Annotated in this window: 16 protein-coding genes; 3 read left to right on the top strand and 13 right to left on the bottom strand. The window is 42.3% G+C overall.

Annotated features, from left to right (window positions below; translation table 11 throughout):
- Positions 1–132: 132 nt before the first annotated feature.
- Positions 133–1,638 carry a protein kinase domain-containing protein gene (locus tag ACUVJL_RS16405; RefSeq protein WP_445246825.1) on the bottom strand — a complete coding sequence of 502 codons (1,506 nt, stop codon included), beginning with the start codon at positions 1,636–1,638 and terminating at the stop codon, positions 133–135.
- A gap of 124 nt (positions 1,639–1,762) precedes the next feature.
- Positions 1,763–1,960 carry a hypothetical protein gene (locus ACUVJL_RS16400; RefSeq protein ID WP_445246824.1) on the bottom strand — a complete coding sequence of 66 codons (198 nt, stop codon included), beginning with the start codon at positions 1,958–1,960 and terminating at the stop codon, positions 1,763–1,765.
- A 4-nt stretch (positions 1,961–1,964) separates the two neighbouring features.
- Between ACUVJL_RS16400 and ACUVJL_RS16395 the strand changes: the two genes are divergently transcribed.
- Positions 1,965–2,483 carry a hypothetical protein gene (locus ACUVJL_RS16395; RefSeq protein ID WP_445246823.1) on the top strand — a complete coding sequence of 173 codons (519 nt, stop codon included), beginning with the start codon at positions 1,965–1,967 and terminating at the stop codon, positions 2,481–2,483.
- Between the two features lie 391 nt (positions 2,484–2,874).
- On the opposite strand, the gene ACUVJL_RS16390 is transcribed toward ACUVJL_RS16395, so the two are convergent.
- Positions 2,875–3,156, bottom strand: a complete 282-nt coding sequence (locus ACUVJL_RS16390) for a hypothetical protein (RefSeq protein WP_445246822.1) — start codon at positions 3,154–3,156, stop codon at positions 2,875–2,877.
- Positions 3,157–3,183: 27 nt separating this feature from the next.
- Here ACUVJL_RS16390 and ACUVJL_RS16385 point away from each other — a divergent pair, with 27 nt between their 5' ends.
- Complete coding sequence (locus ACUVJL_RS16385; protein ID WP_445246821.1) at positions 3,184–4,134, top strand: pirin family protein; 951 nt, start codon at positions 3,184–3,186, stop codon at positions 4,132–4,134.
- Here ACUVJL_RS16385 and ACUVJL_RS16380 read toward each other — a convergent pair.
- The 8 genes from ACUVJL_RS16380 to ACUVJL_RS16345 all read right to left on the bottom strand — a co-directional run bounded on the left by ACUVJL_RS16380 (position 4,111) and on the right by ACUVJL_RS16345 (position 18,824).
- Positions 4,111–4,347 carry a hypothetical protein gene (locus ACUVJL_RS16380; protein WP_445246820.1) on the bottom strand — a complete coding sequence of 79 codons (237 nt, stop codon included), beginning with the start codon at positions 4,345–4,347 and terminating at the stop codon, positions 4,111–4,113. The two genes, ACUVJL_RS16385 and ACUVJL_RS16380, sit on opposite strands and share 24 nt — an antisense overlap.
- Positions 4,348–4,663: 316 nt before the next feature.
- The gene (locus ACUVJL_RS16375) at positions 4,664–6,406 is read right to left on the bottom strand and encodes an EAL domain-containing protein (protein ID WP_445246819.1); all 1,743 of its coding nucleotides are present in this window, start codon (positions 6,404–6,406) and stop codon (positions 4,664–4,666) included.
- A gap of 269 nt (positions 6,407–6,675) precedes the next feature.
- Positions 6,676–7,950 (bottom strand): response regulator, encoded by a 1,275-nt coding sequence (locus ACUVJL_RS16370; protein ID WP_445246818.1) that lies wholly within the window; start codon positions 7,948–7,950, stop codon positions 6,676–6,678.
- A 108-nt stretch (positions 7,951–8,058) separates the two neighbouring features.
- Positions 8,059–13,509, bottom strand: a complete 5,451-nt coding sequence (locus ACUVJL_RS16365; protein ID WP_445246817.1) for a trifunctional serine/threonine-protein kinase/ATP-binding protein/sensor histidine kinase — start codon at positions 13,507–13,509, stop codon at positions 8,059–8,061.
- 229 nt (positions 13,510–13,738) lie between these two features.
- On the bottom strand, positions 13,739–14,926 hold the full coding sequence (locus ACUVJL_RS16360; RefSeq protein WP_445246816.1) for a 3-oxoacyl-ACP synthase III family protein: 1,188 nt from the start codon (positions 14,924–14,926) through the stop codon (positions 13,739–13,741).
- Between the two features lie 43 nt (positions 14,927–14,969).
- Entirely contained in the window at positions 14,970–16,556 is a 1,587-nt protein-coding gene (locus ACUVJL_RS16355; protein ID WP_445246815.1) for a class I adenylate-forming enzyme family protein, read from the bottom strand.
- A 7-nt stretch (positions 16,557–16,563) separates the two neighbouring features.
- The gene (locus tag ACUVJL_RS16350) at positions 16,564–16,968 is read right to left on the bottom strand and encodes a hypothetical protein (RefSeq protein ID WP_445246814.1); all 405 of its coding nucleotides are present in this window, start codon (positions 16,966–16,968) and stop codon (positions 16,564–16,566) included.
- Positions 16,969–17,126: 158 nt separating this feature from the next.
- On the bottom strand, positions 17,127–18,824 hold the full coding sequence (locus tag ACUVJL_RS16345) for an HAL/PAL/TAL family ammonia-lyase (protein WP_445246813.1): 1,698 nt from the start codon (positions 18,822–18,824) through the stop codon (positions 17,127–17,129).
- A 434-nt stretch (positions 18,825–19,258) separates the two neighbouring features.
- On the opposite strand from ACUVJL_RS16345, the gene ACUVJL_RS16340 reads away from it, so the two are divergent.
- Positions 19,259–19,630 (top strand): helix-turn-helix domain-containing protein, encoded by a 372-nt coding sequence (locus tag ACUVJL_RS16340; RefSeq protein ID WP_445246812.1) that lies wholly within the window; start codon positions 19,259–19,261, stop codon positions 19,628–19,630.
- Between the two features lie 146 nt (positions 19,631–19,776).
- On the opposite strand, the gene ACUVJL_RS16335 is transcribed toward ACUVJL_RS16340, so the two are convergent.
- Together ACUVJL_RS16335 and ACUVJL_RS16330 are read right to left on the bottom strand one after the other, a co-directional pair.
- A complete protein-coding gene (locus ACUVJL_RS16335; protein ID WP_445246811.1) occupies positions 19,777–20,079 on the bottom strand; it encodes a hypothetical protein in 303 nt (100 codons plus the stop codon).
- A gap of 522 nt (positions 20,080–20,601) precedes the next feature.
- Positions 20,602–21,183, bottom strand: coding sequence for an HNH endonuclease (locus ACUVJL_RS16330; protein ID WP_445246810.1), 582 nt, complete (start codon positions 21,181–21,183; stop codon positions 20,602–20,604).
- Between the last annotated feature and the right edge of the window lie 160 nt (positions 21,184–21,343).

The following is a 21,343-nucleotide window of genomic DNA, read 5'->3' as shown; positions in this document are numbered from 1 at the left end:
ATAAATTCGGTTTAGCAATTTCAATGAAAGTGGATTAATGTCTCGAAGTAAAAACATATAAAACCTCTTTAAATAAAACTTGATGTTTTTAGTATATCATATTATTTGATTTGTGTAATTAATTTTGTTTGACTACTTATGTCTAGCGTAGGTATGCGTTATTTGAGCGGTTTCAAGATTCCAAACACTGACAGTTGTATCGAGGCTGCCGCTAAATAAAACTGAATTCTTTTTTGGATGAAAAGCGACGCAAGTTATAGGCTTTGAATGCCCTAAGAGAGCTTTGATTTCTTGCCCAGTTTTTAGGTTCCGCAATCTAATGGTTTGATTGCTACTAGCACTCGCCAAAGTTTCGCCGTCTGGGCTAATAGCTACAGAAATTACGCTTGCTGAGTGACCTTTAAGTGTATAAAGTTCTTCTTCCTCAATCAGGTTCCAAACTTTGATAACTCCACCGTCGCCACCACTAACGAGGAACTGCCCGTCTGGACTAATAGCGACGCAGCGTACAGGTGCTGAGTGTCCAGATGATAAATCGCCCAACGTGCGGTACAACGCAACTTTTTGCCAATTTATTGCATTTTTAAATGCAGGTTGTACATTTGAAAATGTCTCAAAGCTATGTTGAGATAACTGGCGAATATCAGACAAAAGTTCCTCGTCCCTCTGCATTTTTTGCAGTTTCTTTTGCAATTGATACCTTTCTGGTGTAATGACTACAGGAGGATGCAAAATTTCCTTAACTTCTTTGAGCCGTTGCAAAATTGCCTGAGTATCCGCAAAGCGTTTTTGAAGAGGTCGCGCCATGAGTTGGTCGATAAAATCTGCAAACACGGGCGAAACCTCGGTGGCTTCATCGCGCCAATTTTCTAAGTCGTCAGTGTAGAGGTCATGTTCATAGGGTTTGTTGAATTCAGCAGGATGCTTTCCAGTTAGTAAATAAACAAAAGTACGACCCAAGGCAAAAAAATCGGATTGTGGGGAAGCTTGACCATTAAATTGCTCCAAAGGAGCGTAGCCAGGGGTATGAATAGTCGTGATTTGCTTGCCTGCGTGTTTGCTTTCGTAAGTGTCGGTGATTTCCCGTACCGTTCCAAAATCTATTAATACCAACAATCCGTCCTGAGAAAGCATGATGTTGGGCGGCTTAATATCCCGGTGAAATAACTGATTCTCGTGGATGTCGCTCAGGATATGAACTAACTCCTCTAACCAAAGACGGGCTTTCTTTTCGCCGATCGGCTGATTGTTCCGCTGGGACATCCAATCTTGCAAATTTTTGCCTTCTATTTTCTGCATTACGAAGCAATGCACTTGTTCCTGAGTGTTACCTGGAGTAAATGTAAAATACTCCTCACCTTTAGGAATTCCTGAAATATTGAGGCGGGATAGAACTTCGGCTTCTCGCTTGAATAGTTCTATAGCCTTGGGGGTGTTTTTAATCAAAACTTTTAGAACTTTTGAAAGTCGCCCGCGATCGCTGACTTCGTAAGTTTTGCCAAAGCCACCTTCTCCGAGTAGATTTGTGACACGATAACGCGCTTCTAGCAACAAATTAGACCCACAGCTAGAGCAGAGCAATAAATTATTGTCGGGATTTTTCGGATTCGGGCAATGAGGATTAATGCACAAATTCATCTTTGTAATCGTGTAGAAATAGAATCTGGCCAATTGGACAAGGGAAAAAAGCAGATTTTGGCTGATTTGGGGAAGAGGGCTATCAAACCCTGCTCCCCCAAGAACAGTAGTGTGAAAAAAAACCTTAGTCGGAATTTTCAGGTTGATGATTAAACGTTACAATATTTTTGTGACCACCGTCGAATCTGGCTACTGTTCCCTCACTTGGTGTGGCAGGTGGTGTTTGGTTTGCAGGTCCGGTAAAACCTTGGGCTTTTTGAGGGAGGGGAGGCTGTGAAGGGTCGGGAGTAGATGGTTTATCTGGATTATTGGTATTGGACATGATTATGGCAGATGATAACATTCACTACATTATAGAAGATGCGAATGAGTCTACAAATATTCGTCTAGCTTACGAGTATACAGAGTCAGTCTACAAAGCTCGAAATGAAGCCTTAGACAACCTAAACGGGAGGCTGGGAACTTTTTTGGGCTTTGGCGGATTGCTACTAAGGTTTGCTGCGGATTTACCAGGAATAAACACAGGGTGTCTTACTTGTTTGATTCTCAAAGTAATCGTATGTGGATTCTCTGCTGCATCTATTTTTGCAATTGCTACAGGACTAACATCTAACTCTATTGGTACTATTGTTAAACCTAGAGAGTTAATGACTGATTATTGGTACAAGCTGTCAGATGAAAGATACAGAGCGTACATTACAAATACTTGGGTTGAAGCTATAGAAGTATTTGAGGAGGCAGCAATAAAGAAACGGAAACGTCTAAATATTGCCATCTGGTTGTTAGCCCTGGCAACTATTGCCTTTGCTCTGGACATTATTATAGCAAGTGTTTTTACTCCTTGAAAAATCCCTAATACTTAATACACAGATATCTACAAGCCCAATTCCTTTTAGACAGGTTTATCGTGCTGAAGCTGAGAGTTATGCGAAGGGCGATCGCACAATAGGAAGAGAATCTTTACCCCTAGGCCTCCTCTTTCAATCCATGCTCCAACAACATTCGCACTCTGGTTTACCTTCTTGCGCTCCGTCTTCGCTGCCAACATCGACAATTTACGGTGCACAGATTCAGGCATATCCATGCTAAAGGGGTGATATTTTCCTTGGCATATGCACGCTTATTTGGTCAATTACAAGCACTAAAAAACAGGTTTGCAACCTGCCGCTGCTGTACTTTATACACCTGGAATAAGCTGTAAACCTTCTCTATTAGCACTTATCTCGGTTTTAATAGTTACTCAAATTGCTCTGCTGATTTATGGCGATCGCACCACCTCTCCCCAACGCGGACAGGTTCGCCACAAGCGGGGCAATGGTTTGGGAGTTCGGCGGAGTCGGGAAGCTCTCCTGTGCCATCGCAAACGGGGCATTCCACATCATATTGTTGGTGGACGCCCGGAACAGCCCGGACGTGAATGATTTTGAGTCCCCTGCACCCTGGACATTCCATGCCAATCTCCTTGACCTTGATAGCTTTGGTAAATTGAATCGAAGCAAAAACATTACACCGAGTCACGCTATACAACTCTCTAGGGATAGCTTTTTGTATAATGCACTTTTGACACAGGCGATTAACGTTCGCAACTTCAGCACCATCATGACAGATAGCATCCAGCATTTCATCGAGCCGCACATTCAAGATTTGGGTGGATTCCAAGCCCGTCGCCTGCTTCCCTCAGACGTTCTAGCACTGGTAGGCCCATTCATCTTTTTTGACCATCTCGGCCCAGCCGTCTTTCCACCCGGTCGGGGCGTGGATGTCAGACCGCATCCACACATCAACTTAGCAACCGTCACCTACCTGTTTGAAGGCGTTTTGCTGCATCGTGATAGTGTCGGCAGCGTTCAAGAAATCCGTCCAGGCGCGGTGAATTGGATGACAGCAGGGCGAGGCATTGTCCACTCTGAACGCACCCCTGACGACGATCGCAACAAAGAAGCCATCCTGCATGGCATCCAAACCTGGATAGCACTTCCCGATGAACACGAAGAAACCGACCCTTGGTTTCGGCATCATCCAGCAACAGAACTGCCTGCTTGGGAGGAAACAGGAGTTTCCTTCACCCTGATTGCGGGTGAGGCCTATGGTCGCACTTCCCCAGTTCAAACATTTTCACCCATGATTTATCTGGATGCACAACTAACTCCTGGCAACCAATTTACCTTACCGGCCTATTACAGCGAACAGGCAGTTTATAGCGTAACAGAGGGACTTGTTATTGATGGGATGCCTCTGGAACAACATCGATTGGCGGTTCTAAATTCAGGCACAGAAGTAAACATTTCTGCTTCAGGCACGGCTCGCTGTATAGTGATTGGCGGTGAACCTGTTGGTGAGCGGCATAAGTGGTGGAATTTTGTTTCGAGTCGGCCCTCGCGCATTGAGCAAGCCAAACTCGATTGGACAGAGGGAAGGTTTGCTCAGGTTCCTCAAGAGACAGAATTTATCCCGCTGCCAGAAGAGCCGCCTTTAAAAGCCGAACAGCCCTTGTGAATAGCCCCAGCCTTCTAAATTAAAAAACTGTTTATTGATTAAGAATCCGGCCTTTGATCCACCACTCTTAGCGAATATTATTCCTAAACCTTTGATGCCGTTACGCAGAGATTTGTGCACTGGATGCAACACAATATGAACGCCCAAGCTGTGTCTAAAGCCAGTTGAGGCTTTGTTTGGACTTAAAACTTGTTTAAGTTTTGTTAGTGTCATTTTGATTGAGACAGAAACCCATGATTTGATGATGCCCTAAATTTTTTAACAATAGTCCGGACAGTTTTTAAGCAGCGAGAGTACCATAAGACAAGACAGAAGGAAAGTTAGGATGATTTAAAATCCAATTTGGGCCTAAATCTAACTTTTCAATAAAGGTACAAAGTAGATGCTTATTGAATTCAAGACGTTTATAAGAAGCCATAAAAAACATTAATGACGATTGAGATGAGTGACGATAAGATACTTCATATTGGGCGATTGAGAACAGTCCGGAGTATTGCTATATATGAGTTTGCCTTAAAATATCCGCCGTTTAAGCATCGCCCAGCAGCGTTGCAGCACTCAACAGAGCAACAGCCCCTTCCTCCTCCAAAGGTCGCGAGAAAAAGTACCCTTGATAGGAATTGCATCCCAAAGAACGGAGTATAATTAGTTGCTCTTGCGTCTCCACCCCTTCCGCGATTGCCTCTAATTGCAAAGAACTCGCCAGATTTAAAATCGCCTCCAGCAAAGCCAAATTTTTCCCTCCTTGCTCCAGGCAGCAAACAAAAGAGCGGTCAATTTTGAGAGTATCAATTGGCAGCCATTGTAAGTAAGATAAATTTGAATAGCCCGTGCCAAAATCATCCAAACAAACCTTAACCTGCCGAGCTTTCAATAGCTCTAGCACCCCAGCCGCCACCTCAGCATTCTCCATTAAAACACTCTCGGTAATCTCTAACTTCAAAAATTCGCCCTTCAAATTATGCACTTGCAACAGTGAGTCTAACAGCGGTAACAAATTAGGAGCAAATAGCTGAATTCCCGATAAATTAACACTCATATTCAAAGGCAAATAGTCAGGAAATTGCAACTGCCATTTACTTAAACAAGCCACTGCTTCCGACAGTACCCACTCCCCTAATTCCACAATCAAACCCGTTCTTTCTGCCACCGGAATAAACTCGCTCGGAGAAACCAAACCGCGTGAAGGATGCCGCCATCTTACCAACGCTTCAAACCCCACTACTTGACCCGTTGCAAAAGATACAATCGGCTGATAATTAAGGTAAAACTGTTGCAAATTAATTGCATTTTGCAAGTCAGTTTCTAACTGGAGTTGCTCTAAAGCTCTCGACTGCATATCAGCATCAAATACCACAGTACGACCAGCACCCCGAACAAAAGCCTCATGTCTAGCCGCGTCAGCCGCCCGCAGCAAATCTTCCGGCTCTTCTGTGCCAATCGCACCTAAAGCAATGCCAATACTAACGCTAGAAAAAACCGCAGTTCCATTCAAGTTAGACGGCATTTCTAATGCTTGACGAATACGTTCTGCTGCATCTAAAGCTAACTGAGAATTAGTAATATCTGCCAGCCAAATCGCAAACGCATCTTCTCCCACTCTTGCTATAAGATTCCTATTCAGAGCGCAAGCCTCTAACCGCCGTGCTACTTCTACGACCAACTGCTCTCCTCTAGAATGACCTAAGCTATATTTAACAATTTGATAGCGGTTAATAGTCAGAAATAAAATAGCTTCTAAATGACCCAATTCTTTAAAAGAATTAATGCCACTACGCATCTCCTTTAAGAGCCAATTACGGTTAGGTAAACCCGTCAGCTCGTCGTAAAATGCTTGGTAGTGGATTTGTGCATTTGCTGTAGCAAGTTGCTGCTCTTTTTCCCTAGCAAGTCGCACAAACTCTAAAGTTTTATTAATGGTAATTTTTAAGTCAGCAAAATCAATCGGCTTCGTTAAAAAATCAAAAGCACCCCTATTCATAGCTGTCCTAATATTTTGCATATCCCCGTAAGCTGAAACCACTACAGCTTTGAGCGTCGGGTCAATAGCTGGCAGATTCTCTAGCAAAGTTAAACCGTCCATTTCGGGCATATTAATATCAGTTAGCACCAAGTCAAAGGAACCCTCAGATTGCAGCTTCTCTAAAGCTTGGACTCCATTAATTGCAAAATAAAACTCAAATTCGTGAGTGCTGATTTGATGCCGAAATAGCTGAAGTATTAAATATTCTAAAAGTGGTTCGTCATCAATTACTAAGATTTTAGCTGTCATGTAATTGCTCTTGTTAGCAAATAGCCAGGAGTTTAATTCTCTGGTAAGGGCAATCCCCCTGTGGTTGCCCCCCTGTGGTTGCACCGTAAGTAAGTTTGGGGCAGGCAGCAAAGCACTGCTCCTACAGAAAACTCATCATTCATTCTTCAGGACTTACGCTCATAAACCGGGATTCTCTAAAAAATTGAAGATTCTCACTAGAAATCTACCAAGAAACCCAGTTTCTAGCCTAGACGTGCCTAAGTCTTGATTTTATCAGTTCTCAACCATTAAGTGGGAATTTCAATAATAAATTCAGTTCCCTCGCCAGGTGTAGAGTTACAACTGAGCCGTCCTCCGTGTTTTTCTTCAACAATAGACCGCGAAATTGACAAGCCCAATCCCGTACCTTTACCCACCGATTTTGTAGTAAATAAGTGGTTAAATACCCGCTGTTTCACTTCTTCTGTCATTCCTATCCCGTTGTCAGCAATAGAAATTATAACATGAGAAAGGGAATTATCCTTGATATTTTTTTCACTCTCATCGGTAAGGAAAGTGCGAATCCTAATTTTATTAGGATTTGCCTTAATTTCATCGCGGCTGCGCCCTGAATTCCACTCTTCCAATGCGTCTATGGCATTAGCAAGGATATTTAAAAATACCTGATTTAACTGTCCGGGATAACACTCTAGTTGGGGGAATTCTCCATAGTCTTTTATCACTTGAATTTCGGGTTTACCCTCATGGGCTTTAAGCCGATGGCTCAAAATTAATAAGCTACTATCAATTCCTTCATGAATATTAAAACGAACTTTAGATGTACTATCTGCCCGCGAAAAAGTTCTCAAAGAAGTGCTGATTCCCCGAATGCGCTCAGTTCCTTCTTTCATAGAATTGAGCAATAGCGGCAAGTCTTCTAATAAAAAAGGGAGGTCAAGAGCATCAATTTGAGTTTGTACTTCTGGATTATTTAGGGAGCAGTGTTGTTGATAAATATTGAGGGCAGTTATTAATTCTTGAAAGTAGTTTTCGGCGTGTTCAATGTTGCCTATAATGAAGCTGACGGGATTATAAATTTCGTGGGCAACTCCGGCGACTAACTGGCCGACGGAAGCCATTTTTTCGTTTTGAATGAGTTGAGTTTGCACCTCTTGAAATTCTGTTAAGTTTTGTCTGACTTTTTTGACAGTTTCTAAGGCTCTTTGGATGGTGATTTCCATGTCCTGAAAATCAATGGGTTTTGTCAAAAAGTCAAAAGCTCCACGGTTCATAGCAGTTCTAATGTTTTGCATATCTCCATAGGCGGAGATGACAACTGCTTTTAATGTATTGTCGATTTGTGAGAGTTTTTCTAGCAAAGTTAACCCGTCCATTTCGGGCATATTAATATCTGTTAGCACTAAATCGAAGGGTGGAAATTCAGCAAGTTTTTCTAAAGCTTCTCTACCATTATGAGCAAAGACAAATTCAATTTCTTTTGCCCGAATTTTTTGCCTAAATCTTTGTTGAATGACATATTCTAAAAGTTGTTCGTCATCGACGACTAGAATTTTGGTGGTCATGGGGATCTATCCTGTATCCTATGGTAGAAATAACTAGAGTGATGGCTTACTATAGCACGTTGTTTAAATTTTCTAAAACATTGAATTAATTGATTAGAAAGAATGCTGTTAATTTTTGGGCAAAGTAATGATAAATTCTGTGTAATTTCCAAGTTCTGTTTGCACTTCCAAATTACCTCGATGTTGACCAACGATGATATCGTGAGTGATAGATAAACCTAAACCTGTTCCCTGTCCGGGAGGCTTGGTCGTGAAGAAAGGGAGGAATATTTTTTGTTGATTTTCTTTGGGAATACCGATGCCATTATCACGAATCCGGATTTCTATTGCAGTGCCTAAATTTTTAGTGGTAATAAAAACTGTGGGATTGAAATCGGCGGTCATTTTAGATAGTTTAATATAAGAGGCATAGCAAGCATTATCAATGATGTTAATTAAAGCGCGACTGAGGTCAGAAAAGGCGACATCTAGTTCTTCAATTGATTGGTCATAGTCGGTTTTAATAGTAAGGTTGAAGGTTTTATCTTTGGCACGGATACTGTGGTAAGCTAATTGCATGGATTGAGCGACGAGGGCGTTGATGTCGGTTTTTTGGCGGTTACTGCCCTCGCTACGAGCGTGCATTAGCATACTTTGAATAATGGTATTTGCCCGTTGTCCTTGTTCGTTAATTTCTGATACGTTGCGCTTAAGATAAGTGAGGTTTTCGTTAATTAATTGCAGGGCTTCTGAGTCTAACTTTTGGGATTGGCGGTCTATTAGTTCTGCGATTTCAGATGTTAAGTCTTCTGAGAGTGTAGCAAGAGAAGTGACGAAGTTGAGGGGGTTGCGGATTTCGTGGGCAACACCTGCGGTGAGGGCTCCGAGGGAGGCGAGTTTTTCTGAGGCTACTATTTGTTTTTGAGCTGTTTTTAATTCGGCGGTTCGTTCTTCAACTTTCTGTTCTAGGGTTTCCGAATAGGCTGCAAGTTGTTGATTCGCTTGTTCTAAATTTTGGTTAAGTTGATTGACTTCTGCGTAGAGTTTGGCATTGGTAATAGCGATTGCAGCTTGTCCCGATAGCATTTGTAAGACTGTGAGTCTGTCAGCGGTAAATGCAACGGTTGTCAAGTTATTTTCGAGATAGATAATCCCTGAAAGTTGACCTTGATTAAGCAGGGGTGTACACAAGATTGATTTGGGCTGATTTTGTTGGATGTAGGGGTCTTTTTTAAAGATTCCTTCGTGGCTGGCATCGTTTAAAACGACTGTTTCTTTAGTGCGAGCAACGTAGTTGATAATCGCGGCTGGAACTTCATTTTCTAGAAGAGGAACGGAAATAGTTTCCTCTTCTGGTTGTTGCGAATTTGTCAATACGGTGAGGTCGTTACCTTCGACGATTCCGGTGGCTGAAATCACCCACTGATTCTCACTTTGGTTAGATGAAAAAGTTAGTTTGGTGAGCAATGAGCCGCGAGTAGCTCCGGCATTTTCTATGAGAATGGTCATTAATTTACCTAGCAGTTCGCTGAGAACAATTTCCCCAGATAACGCCTGTGCTGCTTTCATAATTGTACCGAGGTCAAGTGCTGCTGAATGGCTGGAAGTAGAGGTTGTCGTCCAGTTTGAGGTGGTTGTGCTAGTGGGGTCGAGGCTGATAGTTTCAGGCTGTTGCGTGCGGGAGATGAGATGGGGATATGTTTCTTCTAAGTCTCTGACTTTGGCGACGGCTCCCCAGCGAATGTAGCAGTAATAGGCTTCGGTCATGTAGGTTTTGGCGACTTTTTCTCTACCGAGGGCTAGATAAAATTCGGCAGCGCGTTCGTTGGCTAGGGCTTCTTCTTGGATGAATCCTTGTTCTTTGGCTCCGTTGATGGCTCGTTTGTAGTAGGTTATTGCTGTCTCGTTTTGTCCCAATATTCGTGCTTTTTCTGCTTCTACGAGTTCGTATTTATGTTGGAAGTTCATCGGGGCGTGACTTGCCCAGGTTTTCATTTGTTTTTGATGGGATGCTACTTTTTTCAGGTATTGTTTTTGTTCGGTTTTGGTGGTGACTGGGTAGTGAGCGAGGAGGGCTAGAGAATAGTAGAAGTTCTGTTCCGCTGCGTGCATGAGCGCACCCAGATTTTCTTTATATTTTTCTGTTAAGTCTGCGGTTTTAACAGCCTGGACGTTCTTTTTAAATAAGTAAAATAAAATTAATTTAAATAAATAAAAATAACTTATCACTAAGTTATTCTGAGTTTTGATAAAAACAGGCATCATTTCTTCTTCATCAAATTGCTCTCCAACTAATCTACATTTATCGGCTGCTTCATCCATAAGATTTAACACAAATTGATGCCACATTTTGGCATGAGAACTCACCATATATTGTTGGTATTTTAGCATCACATCAATATAGTAATTCTGATTTTTAGCAACTGATTCCAGATGTTCTCCACTCCAAAAATGGTAGTTAGCGTAGCCCCAACCTGAGTAACAAGCATATTCTACATCTCCTGTTTCCAACCCACTTTGAAATGCCTCTAGAAAAGGTTGTACTGTTTCCTTAATATGCTCTTTCCAATGCCTAATGAAACTATTAAAATGGAAGTCAATTTTAGCCTTGAGTTCTTTAGCAGCAAATTGTTCGACCAGCGTGACAGCCAGTTTACCAAATTGATATCCAGAATCAATGTTCGACAGCACTCCACAGAGCAGCATCCCATAAGTCACATACCCAAAAGCAGACAAGGGCGAATTACCATATTGAATAGAAAGATTGACCATCTTAAATACAATCAGCGGAAAAAGCATGGGATTTGTCATAAAAGCTGCCGGAATTACAGCGATTAATATCCGCATGGCTGCGAGCTTATATGGATCAGTCATTAATGGCAGGAACGCTAAATCCTCAACTTGTTTACCGCCTACTTCTATTTTATTGCGAATCAATCCTATCATAATACTAAATTTTGTGGGATTTCGAGGGAGGGATACTCCCAGCATTTTTAGGACTTGCAAAGCTGTATCTAGTGCTGCTTGTGGCTGGTTTTGTTGTAAGTAAAATGGGATTTTTAGTTCATAGACTTTGACTTTTTCTAGCTGATTTTTAGCTTGCAACAGAACTATTTCAGATAACTGTTGCGCTCGTCCAAAGTTAGTATTCAGGTATTCGGATTCTAGTGTTTCTAAGTGAAGATTCCGTGTCAAATCGTAGTGACTTTGCCAGCTAGATTCTGGCAGAAGTTCTAACCCTACATTCAAATATCTGACAGCGGCTTCATAAGCTGTCGCAGCTTTTGCTTTTCGCCCTGCTATTAAGTTAAAGTTGGCGAGTTCATCTTTTTCTGACTGCTGCGCGATGAATTCCACGCCCATATTTAACTGGTTGACAATATCAAATATATTCTCTTCCAGGGATTTTTCTGCGTATTGATGCAATAATAGCTTGCCAATTTTCAAGTGCGTTGCTTTTTTCTGATTTTCAGGAATCATTGAATAGGCTGCTTGTTGCACCCTGTCATGTAAAAATTTGTAGCCAACTCTCGATTCATCAAAAAGTAGCTTTGCCTGTTCTTCTGATTGAAAAGCAAGGGGGATTTTGTAGTCGTTACTAAGGGGTAAAATTAAACCTGCTTGAAGTGCTAGCCACAAATCATCGGCTGTTTCTATCGGTGATTTTTTATTAACAATCGCGCAGACATCTAAGTTAAAACGGTTGCCAATACAAGCGGCTAATTGTAATATTTCTTGTGTGGCTTCTGGCAGTTTTTGAATATTTCTGGCTACGAGTTCGACAACAGTATAATCAGCAATTCCCAGGGATTGAATCTGCTTTATGTCCCACTGCCAATAGCTTTTGATAAAATCAAAGTTTAACAGTTTTTCAGAGTGTAGAGTTTTAAAAAGTTGTGTTAAAAAGAAGGGATTTCCCTGAGTTTTATTGAAAAGTAAGTCTCCTAGTTTGATTGAATTGTTATCTTCCTGAAGAGTATCGGCGACTAATTGACGGACGTTGCTAATATCTAAAGCTTGGAGGACGATGTTATTCACAACCGCACCTGTTTTTTCAATTTCTTTAATGGTTTGAATCGTCGGATGAGTTGGACTGACTTCGTTATCTCGATAGGCTCCAATTAGTAACAGATATTCGCTATCGATGTCTGTTATCAAGAGTTGGAGCAACTTCAGTGACGCTAAATCTGCCCACTGTAAATCATCTAGGAAAAGAACCAGCGGATGTTCGGGTTTAGTGAATACATGAATAAATTGTTTATAAACTCGGTTGAAGCGATTTTGAGATTCAGTTGACCCAAGCTGGGGAACTTCTGGCTGTTCGCCCATAATCAGTTCTACTTCTGGAATTACGTCGATAATTACCCGTCCATTTTGTCCCAAAGCTTCTACAAGTTCTTCTTTCCAAATTCCTATATTTTCTGAGTTTTCTGTTAACAATTGCCGGATTAATTCTTGAAAAGCTTGAATTAAAGCTGCATAGGGAATGTTCTTTTTAAATTGGTCAAATTTGCCGGCGATAAAATAACCGCGCTGGCGTACTATTGGTTTGTGAATTTCTTGCACAACGTAGGTTTTTCCAATCCCTGAATAACCACTGACGAGCATCATTTCTGTTGAGCCAACTGCAACTCGTTTAAAGGCTGCCATTAGGGTTGCAACTTCTGTTTCTCGTCCATATAGTTTTTGAGGAATGAGAAATTGACCAAATCGATCCAATTTACCCGCTGTGAAATTTTTAATTTGTCCAGATTCTTTTAATTGTTTAAGGCATTCTTCTAAATCGGCTAAAAGTCCACGAGCGCTTTGATATCTCTCTTCAGCAGTTTTGGCTACTAATTTCATTACGATGTCAACAACCGCTTGGGGAATTTCTGGATTTAGCTGATTTAGTGACTTGGGTTGTTTTGCAATGTGGCAATGCACCAATTCCATGGGGTCGTTAGAATTAAAAGGTAGCTGACCCGCAAGCATTTCGTAGAAGGTAACGCCAAGAGAGTAAAAGTCTGTGCGGTAGTCTATTGACCGATTCATTCTCCCAGTTTGTTCGGGAGACATATACGCGAGTGTGCCTTCGATGTAGTTTGGGTGACTGATGGTAGGATTTTCTTTTTCTAGGCGGGTGGCGATGCTAAAGTCGATGAGTTTGATTTGCCTACTTTCGGGTTTGATAAGGATATTTTGTGGTTTAATGTCTTTGTGAATAATTTGGTTATGATGCAGTTCTCCGATAATTTGGGCGAGTTGAGTTGCGATTTCAAGAAAGTTAATTGAGTTCGTTTTTTGGGAGGTAATATATTGTTTGAGAGGCTGTCCGCCAAAATCTTCTAGAATTAGGGCAAGTCCGTGTTCATAAGGTTTTAATTCGATGGGCTTGATAATGCCTGGGATGTTTAAAGAGTGGAGGATTTGATATTCGTGTCTGATTCGGGCGATTTCTTCTAGGGTGGGATACTCAGCTTTGAGAGTTTTAATGATGACAGGAGTGTGTTCTAGCTCGTCGCGACCTTGATAAATAACGGTTTTTGTACCTTCGTGGACAGAGGAGATCAGTTGGTATCCGGGTAGAGGGGTTCTCATTGTATATCTTTAAAAGGGGTGCGGTACTGAAAGAGCATGATATTGATGAACCCTGAGTTAATATGTCATGTTATCAGTTTTTTATATTTTACCTTTATATCCAAGATTACTTTCGATATAAAACAAAACTTAAGATTTAATTAATTAAATCTTAAGTATTTACAAAAATCTACTTATTAGATACAAATCGAATCTCTATCAATGATTTAGACTTGCTATATCAAGCTGCTTAGCTCCTGCCGCACCCCGACGCCCCTACTGGTGTGTCTATTAAGTTTGCTGAGGGAGTGGGTAAAGGTCCCAGTGCAACATCGCCCCAGCGCATCACTACTGCGGCTGCACTAGCTACAAAGCCATGATTATAGACAAGAACTAAGTCGTTAGGGCGAATTTTATCCAACTGTGCGGCGTGGTACAAAGTGGCAACAGTAGAGGCTGCGGAAATGTTTCCATACTGGGGATAGATGTCAATTGTCCGCTTTGGATCTATATTTAGTTCGCGGACGCAGAAATTTCTATACCAAGCAGTAGCCGTGTAGAAAACAAAAAAGTCGATTTGATCGAGGGTGACATTGGCAGCATCAAGAGCACCTTGATAACACTCACGAAAGTATTTCAAAAACAAATGAGGCATCTGTTTGCTGGCGTTTTTATTTGCTCGTATAATCATTCGTGGATTCCCCTGGGCATCTGTGGTGAGTTCATTATAGAAAACACCACATGATTCTTTGGTATTGATAATTTTCTTGCCAATGATGCCCTGGTTTGCTTTGAGTGAGCTGACCACAAAGGCTCCAGCACCGTCGCCTATAAAAAATGAGAGGGTGTCATTCTCATCCCAAAAACGAGAGTATGTACATGAAGTAACTACAAGTACATTACGGTACTCTCCACTTCGCACTAGGGCACAAGCATTATGGAGTGCAACTAAGGCACTCGCACATAGTGAATCGAGGTTCCAAGCAGCACCTTTTAAACCTAGTTGACCAGCAAGAAAGGCAGCATTTCCAAGTTCGATATGCTCGGGAAACACTGAGGCAACGATCATCAGATCAACTTCTTCTGGAGAAAGTTTTGCAGCGACCAGAGCATCATAGGCTGCACGATATTCTAATGTTAGTGAAGACTCGTTACGATCAAGTACCCGTCGCTCAATAGCACCCCGGAAGGGATCGGATAAGTACGGCATCATCTCTTGTGTCCACAAGTCAACTTCTTTGTTTTCCCAGATAGGTTGGGCAGGTGAAAAAGCTCTTGCTAAGCCTTTTTTTTCCGCTGTTGCAATCAATTCAGGGTGGTTTTTTCGGAAATAATCATTAGTGCGGATCACACTCGGAAAACTGACAGCGAGTGAACAAATTCCTACGGGATGATACATGATGATGAAATCCTTTTTAGAGTGTAACTTTTTGTGCAATTAGACTCGGCAAAAATCGACTGGCTAATCAATGCTCTCAGCTTTACTCGCTAGTGAGCAAAGGCGCTTGCAGCAATGACGCTGCTTCAAAAACAGGTAAAGTCTTAACTTTCTGAACTAGGTGCTGGCTGGGTTGGGTATGGGACTGCCGTAAAAGCCGCTTTAACACCTTACCCGTCGCATTTTTCGGAAGGGAATCAACGAACTGGATAAGGTGCGGCACCTTGTAAGCAGCAATCCGCTCCGAACAAAAAGCGATCGCATCTTCGGCTACGAGCCATTGACCGGATTTCAGCAAAATATTTGCCTTGACGATCTCACCCTTAACCGGATCTGGAACCCCATAAACCGCCACTTCAGCCACTGCTGGATGTGTAGCAAGGACGCGCTCAACTTCATTGGGATACACCTTAAAGCCAGAAACATTGATCATGTCTTTCAAGCGATCGACGATATAGAAATAGCCATCATCGTCCATCCAGCCGAGGTCGCCTGTATGAAACCAACCGTTTTTCAAGACTTGGGCCGTTTCAACAGGGCGATTCCAGTAACCCAGCATCACATTCGGCCCGCGAATGACAAGTTCGCCCACTACCCCTGGCGCGACTTCTTTACCATCGCGATCTATGGCCTGCATTTCCACATTTTCAATGGGCATCCCAATCGAACCGAATTTATATTTCAATTCGTGGTTGTAGCAAGCAAAGGGAGAAGTTTCAGTCAAGCCATACCCTTCATGGATCACCAAATGGTGAAGAGATTGCCACTGCTGAACTATCTCCGCTGACATAGGAGCAGAGGCACTAAAGTAGTAACGGACTGAACTAAAATCGCACTCAGACGGGTGCAGTTCTAACAGTTTGATGAAAACTGTCGGCACGCCAAAAAACATCGTGATCCGTTCGCGAGCGATCGCGCTCAGAATTTCCGCTGGGACAAAACGGCGCTGCAAAACAATCGTTGCGCAAGCATTAAAAGCGCTATTGAGAATAGCGTTTTGACCGAAACAATGGAACAGCGGTAAGTACAGCAGCAACCGATCTTCTGGCTGCATTTTACAGCAGCGGTTTTTGGCATAAATATTGGAAATGACATTGCCGTGCGACAAAGTAGCTCCCTTGGGAAAACCCGTTGTTCCCGATGTATAGAGAATCGCTGCTGGCTCATGTCGATCCATTTTAATAGCTCGTGCTTCCGGCGAAGCATTTGCCATCATTTCTTCCAGACTGCTTCGTTTGTTCGCTTCACTTTCAGCAATCAAAAGGTGTTCGAGATAAGCTAACTCCGCATCTGGGACTTGTCTACTCAATGATTCGGTGGTAATAACGACCTTAGCTTCACAATCATTAAGGATCAATCGAACTTCATCACATTTGAGCATCACACTGATAGAAACTGCGATGGCGCCAATTTTGAGAATGCCCAGATAAGATATGACAAATTCAGGAATATTAGGAAGGAAGAGAGCAACGCGATCCCCCCGCTTGACTCCCAATCCTTGCAAACCATTAGCAGCGCGATTTACCAATTCGTTAAGCTGCTTGTACGTGAAAGATTTCCCTTCAAAAATCAAGGCTGCTTTGTGAGGGAAAAACTTTGCTCCTCGCTCGATATGCTCTGCAATGTTCATCCCTATTTTATCCTCGGTAAAATTGCGGCAAAACAATAGGTTTTGTTTTTAAGATTTGGATGCACTGGTGTACTGTGGTTAAGGCAAATCGAAAACCACTAACTAAAGCTTTTGAGAGCTGTTTCTTGTCTAAGGAAACATCCCCGACGTAACCAGGGCGAATTGCCTGACAAATTTGTTGCCAATCCTTCGGTTCAAGTTGATACACTTTGACGCACTGGCACACAGTATGCGTCAAAAACCGTTGCTGATTTGACAATTTTTCTGCTTTTTTACTTGGGGAAATTTCTAGGTTAAAAGCAGTTCCATAGATGTTAGCTGAAATCTTGTGAGTAACCATTTTTGTGCCTTTATAGTAAGGTTCAACCATTCTTTGCAGCCGCAATTCTTTGACGGCTTGTGTGAAGGACAAGCAGCTCTTAACGAGTTAAATTTTTAACTCATTTTTTACACCGTTTTGCAGGCTATTCTTAGCTACCAATTGATTGTTTTACGCAGGAGAAGGAAAAAAAGGTAATAAAATAATCTGATTTTTTTTTGCCCAACTTCTTCCCCTTCCCCTGCCCTTTCCTACTTCAAACTTGATAAAATATGGTTCACAGCTTGCACAATCTTTCCTTCCTGTGCAATGTCAGCAGCAATCAGGGAAATGTGTATATCTAAAGATTGCTCGTTGTCGTTCCAAATGTAAGATTTGTCAACATTCGGCGGCTGTCCCACAACTTCGCGCACAGCCTCATATAGCGGCAAACTAAGTGGCGACAAACACTCCCGCGCATCATAGTGACCGGCAACTTGATGGGTTCGCAAGTCAACAGCTTGGACAGCAAACATTAAAGATACTGCCATATATTGCTGAAAGATTTCAATTGAGCGACGAGCTAAATTGGCTGAAGCGAATCCTTGGCTATTGATATTCTGATTGAATTGTTCAGCGTGAGTGGGAAAGCGGTCAGCAATTGAGTTTCCATAAAAAGTCAACAACGGCATAATCGAGTTTCCAGTTATTTGCAGAGCTTTTAGACCCATGTTGACTTTACGGCTCGTGTTACCAACTAAAGACGGTGACAGCCCGTTATTAAATTCCGGTGCAACCAACAGCGCTATTTGTACATCCAGGTGCTTACATAGCAAACCTAAAAGATATCGCAAACGATCCATTCCCACACCAACATATTGTCCGAGAAAATTGCCGCCGTGATAGCTGGCTTCATTCTCAACGTCGATCAAAGGGTTATCTGTTACTGAGTTTATTTCTACTTCAATCTGCTGAACAATATCTGCCAATCCCTCAACAATTGGCCCGAGATATTGAGGCAAGCAGCGGAGGGAATAGCGGTCTTGAATAGGAGCTGCACCCCGGTAGTCGTGCTTACCATCTAACTCGTTTCGGCTCAAGCACGAATCTGTAAGGAGTTCGATCATTTGGGAAGCTGCCCATATTTGACCAGAATGAGGTTTGAGGGCGTGAATAAAAGGATGAAACGATTGATTAGTACCCCCTAGCCCTTGAATCATTAGGCTATGAACGCCCATTGCTAGGGCAAGCAAGACTTGTGCGTCGCGGAGGCATAAGGCTGCTATACCAGTCATAACAGAGGTGCCATTCATCATTGCCAGCCCTTCTTTGGGGCGCAAGTGCAGGGGGGGTAAGCCAAGCTTCTCAAGCGCTTGTACACATGACATCTCCTCACCTTGAAAGTCAACGGTAAAGGATTTGTCCAACCCAATCAGCGATCCCGTAATGTAAGCCAGGGGTGTGAGGTCGCCGCTAGCGCCGATGGAGCCAAATTCATAAACGTGAGGTGTTACTCCTTCGTTGAGGAAGGTTGTCATGCGCTCCACCAGTTCTAAGCGGATGCCAGAGGCACCGTATAGGTGTGAGTTGATCCGCAGGATCATCGCGGCTCGGACATCAGCGATCGGCAACCGCTTACCAGCCCCAGCCTTGTGATAAAAGACGAGATTATTTTGTAGAGCAATCGCATCTTCAGTAGAGATTACAGTATTTGCCATCCCTCCAAATCCGGTTGTCACACCGTAAATCGGCTTTCCCGACTCGACAGCATCCATAATGTAGTCGCAGGATGCCTTTACCCTCTGAGAAATTTGATCCCGATTCGTTAAATAAACTTGCGAGGACTTTCTGGCAACGTTGACTACTTCATCTACCGTCAGCGATCCGTTCCCCACAGTTACGTTACTCAAATTAGGCTCAGGCCATTGGGGTAATTTTGGAGAAATTGGCTCCGTTACGTTTCTTGACACTTTTTAGCTCCCAAATTCATAGATAGATGCACCCAAATGTGACTAAAGTCACAACAAACTCGAAACCGGGATGTTCAGTTGACTCTCAAGGACAGAGAAATATGACTCGACACCATACTCTGCCATTCGTAACCAAATCCTTCACTTCGCTTCATAAAACAAGCCGCAGCGATTAGACTTCACCGATAATCAGCCTGCAAGCCTTATTGCGTCAAGGCTGGAAACTTAAATTCGGTTGGTGTCTATTGCGATCGGGGCAAAATAAAGCTGCACCGACGCTACCTTAGGCGGGCAGGGTTATAATTGATTGAGTTATTAAAGCTGTGAGGCTGTTACTGAGGCAATTGACCGATCTCTTAATCAAGATACCACCGCTAAAGGCTAATCATACATTTTTGTCACAAAACGTTACAATGATTTCCGAAATTTTTAGGATGACTATTGAACGCTACGGGATATCTGGAAAACAGCTATCCAAGTTCTCAGGCGTTAGCGAGAACCATATTTCTGAGTTTCGACGGGGCAAGACTGGCATCTCTACTGAGGTGCTGTGGAAATTAATCGAGGCAATGGACGAGATTAAGCCGGGAGCCCGGGTTTACTTCTGTAAGCGCCTGACGGGGGTAGAGGGATTTGGCAACAGCACCCAGCTGTCAGTGCCAAAGCAACTAGAGTCTTTGTTAGATATGCAGACCTTGGTTGATGGGCTCTCTGACGACAGTTTGGCTTTGCTACTGATGGTGGTGGCGGCGCGGATTAAGAATGGTGTTTCCTCTCCTGCGAAGGGTTTTGAGCTAATTGGCTAATAATTTAACCGCTAATTTCTGCAGGCAATAATTCCACAGATCTTGCTCCATTTCTGGCACCCTTGCTGAACACGGATTAAGAGAGATTACCATGATTTCACTAATTTTTTTATCTGCTCTAAAAATTAGTGAAATCCTTTGAAACATCAAAAATTAGAAAAGAGTTGATATTGCTCTTGAGCAATTAACTGAGATGGGTTATGCAATTTATTGCTATGAGAGTGGGTTGACTCATCTGAAATAGATCGATCGGCTTGAGCGTGAATACTTACTAATAGGTAAGCACTAAAAACTATTGACCACCACGGTTCAAGACTCGGATAATCCGTGAGGCGATAATCGGCAAATCCTAACTCGTTTTTGATTTGTTTGAAGCCATGCTCTATCCAATTCTTCAAACTATAAAGTTGAGCAACTACCAGTTGAATGTTTCCTTCAAGATTGGTCATAATATACCAACTATTCTCACCAGTTGGAGCGAGGGTGTCCCCTTTAGTAATTTGGTAGGATCTTAGCCGATGGCGTTTGCCCAATATAATTTATCTAATAAATCTAGACTCTGGTTGACGGCGTGATAGCTTCTGCTGGTATGGTTTCCAGCTATTGTAACGGATTTGTTGTCCGGCAGGAAGCCAGACATCATGATTGCTGCGAATTGCCACAATAAAACGTAATCCTAACTGCTCTAATGTGCCGATGACATTTCCACTTTCCCCATCTAAACGATCCGCTAATACTAAGGAGATTTGAAATCCAGTTTATTTATTTCTGGTCGAATTTCAATAGCTAGCTAAGGTTTGGTTTTATAGGTATCTCCTGGCAGCAGACACCCTCTGGGCTTAAAGATTTTAAACAGCAATGGATAAGTAATTCCTCCCACAACCGCATAGGCATTTACTGAGACAATGCCTCTGGCTGTTTTCCCTAAGTTACGAATGTACTGGTTAGAGTCGATGGGAATGTTACCATTCCTACCTCTCCTTCAGAACCGTGCATGAAACTTTCGCTTCACACGGCTCCTTGATAATTCCACCTTTGTTATAGGAACGATTCAAAACGGGTTGTTGTCGTGATTCTTTAATTAAAGAACCATCGTTAGCCGTTTTTGTGTCGTGACAATGTTTGTGCAGAAGTTGAATATTATCATAAGTGTCTTTTCCACCTAATGATATTGGTTTAATGTGGTCAACCTCTACAATGTCTGTACTTGTGAAATACAGACCACAGTGAGGACAAGTACCTTTTTGTTTCTTGATTAGTTTTGAAACTATTGTTGGTGTTTCTGGGTACTCGCCTCTTCGTTTACTCCAATAAGTCCAGTCTCCATTGAACGGACTAGCTTCACCTTTGACCTTTGTATGCCTTACGATTGGTGTACTGGCATGAGTGAGTAGTGCTAATCCATCTTCTGTACTGAAACACCAATTTTTGTCGCCTACTGCTCTCCAGTATTTGTCTTTATTGATGTTCCCTTTTCCCCTTGTTCTTGCCCATGCTCTTAATTTGTCATAGATTAGATTGTCTACTTTTGAAAAGCTTTCTTTGCTAATCACTGTTGAGTAATAATTTGCCCCAGGGTAAACGCATCTAAATTAATTTGACAAACACCTAAATTTGTGCATTACTAAATAACTAAAAAAAACTTTTAAAAATCATTAACTTTAACCACATTTAAGCAAATTAAATCAGAACCTTAAGATTTTCTAAACTTCT

Source organism: Microcoleus sp. OTE_8_concoct_300, from assembly GCF_031383065.1.
Lineage (GTDB): Bacteria > Cyanobacteriota > Cyanobacteriia > Cyanobacteriales > Microcoleaceae > Microcoleus.
The sequence above is the reverse complement of the archived record's forward strand: the minus strand, read 5'-3'. Positions and strand labels throughout refer to the sequence as shown.

Excerpts from the sequence above, each read along its gene's own strand:
- ACUVJL_RS16340 (WP_445246812.1), top strand. The coding sequence starts at position 19,259 with ATGACTATTGAACGCTACGGGATATCTGGAAAACAGCTATCCAAGTTC.
- ACUVJL_RS16370 (WP_445246818.1), bottom strand. The coding sequence starts at position 7,950 with ATGACCACCAAAATTCTAGTCGTCGATGACGAACAACTTTTAGAATAT.
- ACUVJL_RS16405 (WP_445246825.1), bottom strand. The coding sequence starts at position 1,638 with ATGAATTTGTGCATTAATCCTCATTGCCCGAATCCGAAAAATCCCGAC.
- ACUVJL_RS16335 (WP_445246811.1), bottom strand. The coding sequence starts at position 20,079 with ATGACCAATCTTGAAGGAAACATTCAACTGGTAGTTGCTCAACTTTAT.
- ACUVJL_RS16400 (WP_445246824.1), bottom strand. The coding sequence starts at position 1,960 with ATGTCCAATACCAATAATCCAGATAAACCATCTACTCCCGACCCTTCA.
- ACUVJL_RS16375 (WP_445246819.1), bottom strand. The coding sequence starts at position 6,406 with ATGACAGCTAAAATCTTAGTAATTGATGACGAACCACTTTTAGAATAT.
- ACUVJL_RS16355 (WP_445246815.1), bottom strand. The coding sequence starts at position 16,556 with ATGAACATTGCAGAGCATATCGAGCGAGGAGCAAAGTTTTTCCCTCAC.
- ACUVJL_RS16365 (WP_445246817.1), bottom strand. The coding sequence starts at position 13,509 with ATGAGAACCCCTCTACCCGGATACCAACTGATCTCCTCTGTCCACGAA.
- ACUVJL_RS16380 (WP_445246820.1), bottom strand. The coding sequence starts at position 4,347 with ATGACACTAACAAAACTTAAACAAGTTTTAAGTCCAAACAAAGCCTCA.
- ACUVJL_RS16395 (WP_445246823.1), top strand. The coding sequence starts at position 1,965 with ATGGCAGATGATAACATTCACTACATTATAGAAGATGCGAATGAGTCT.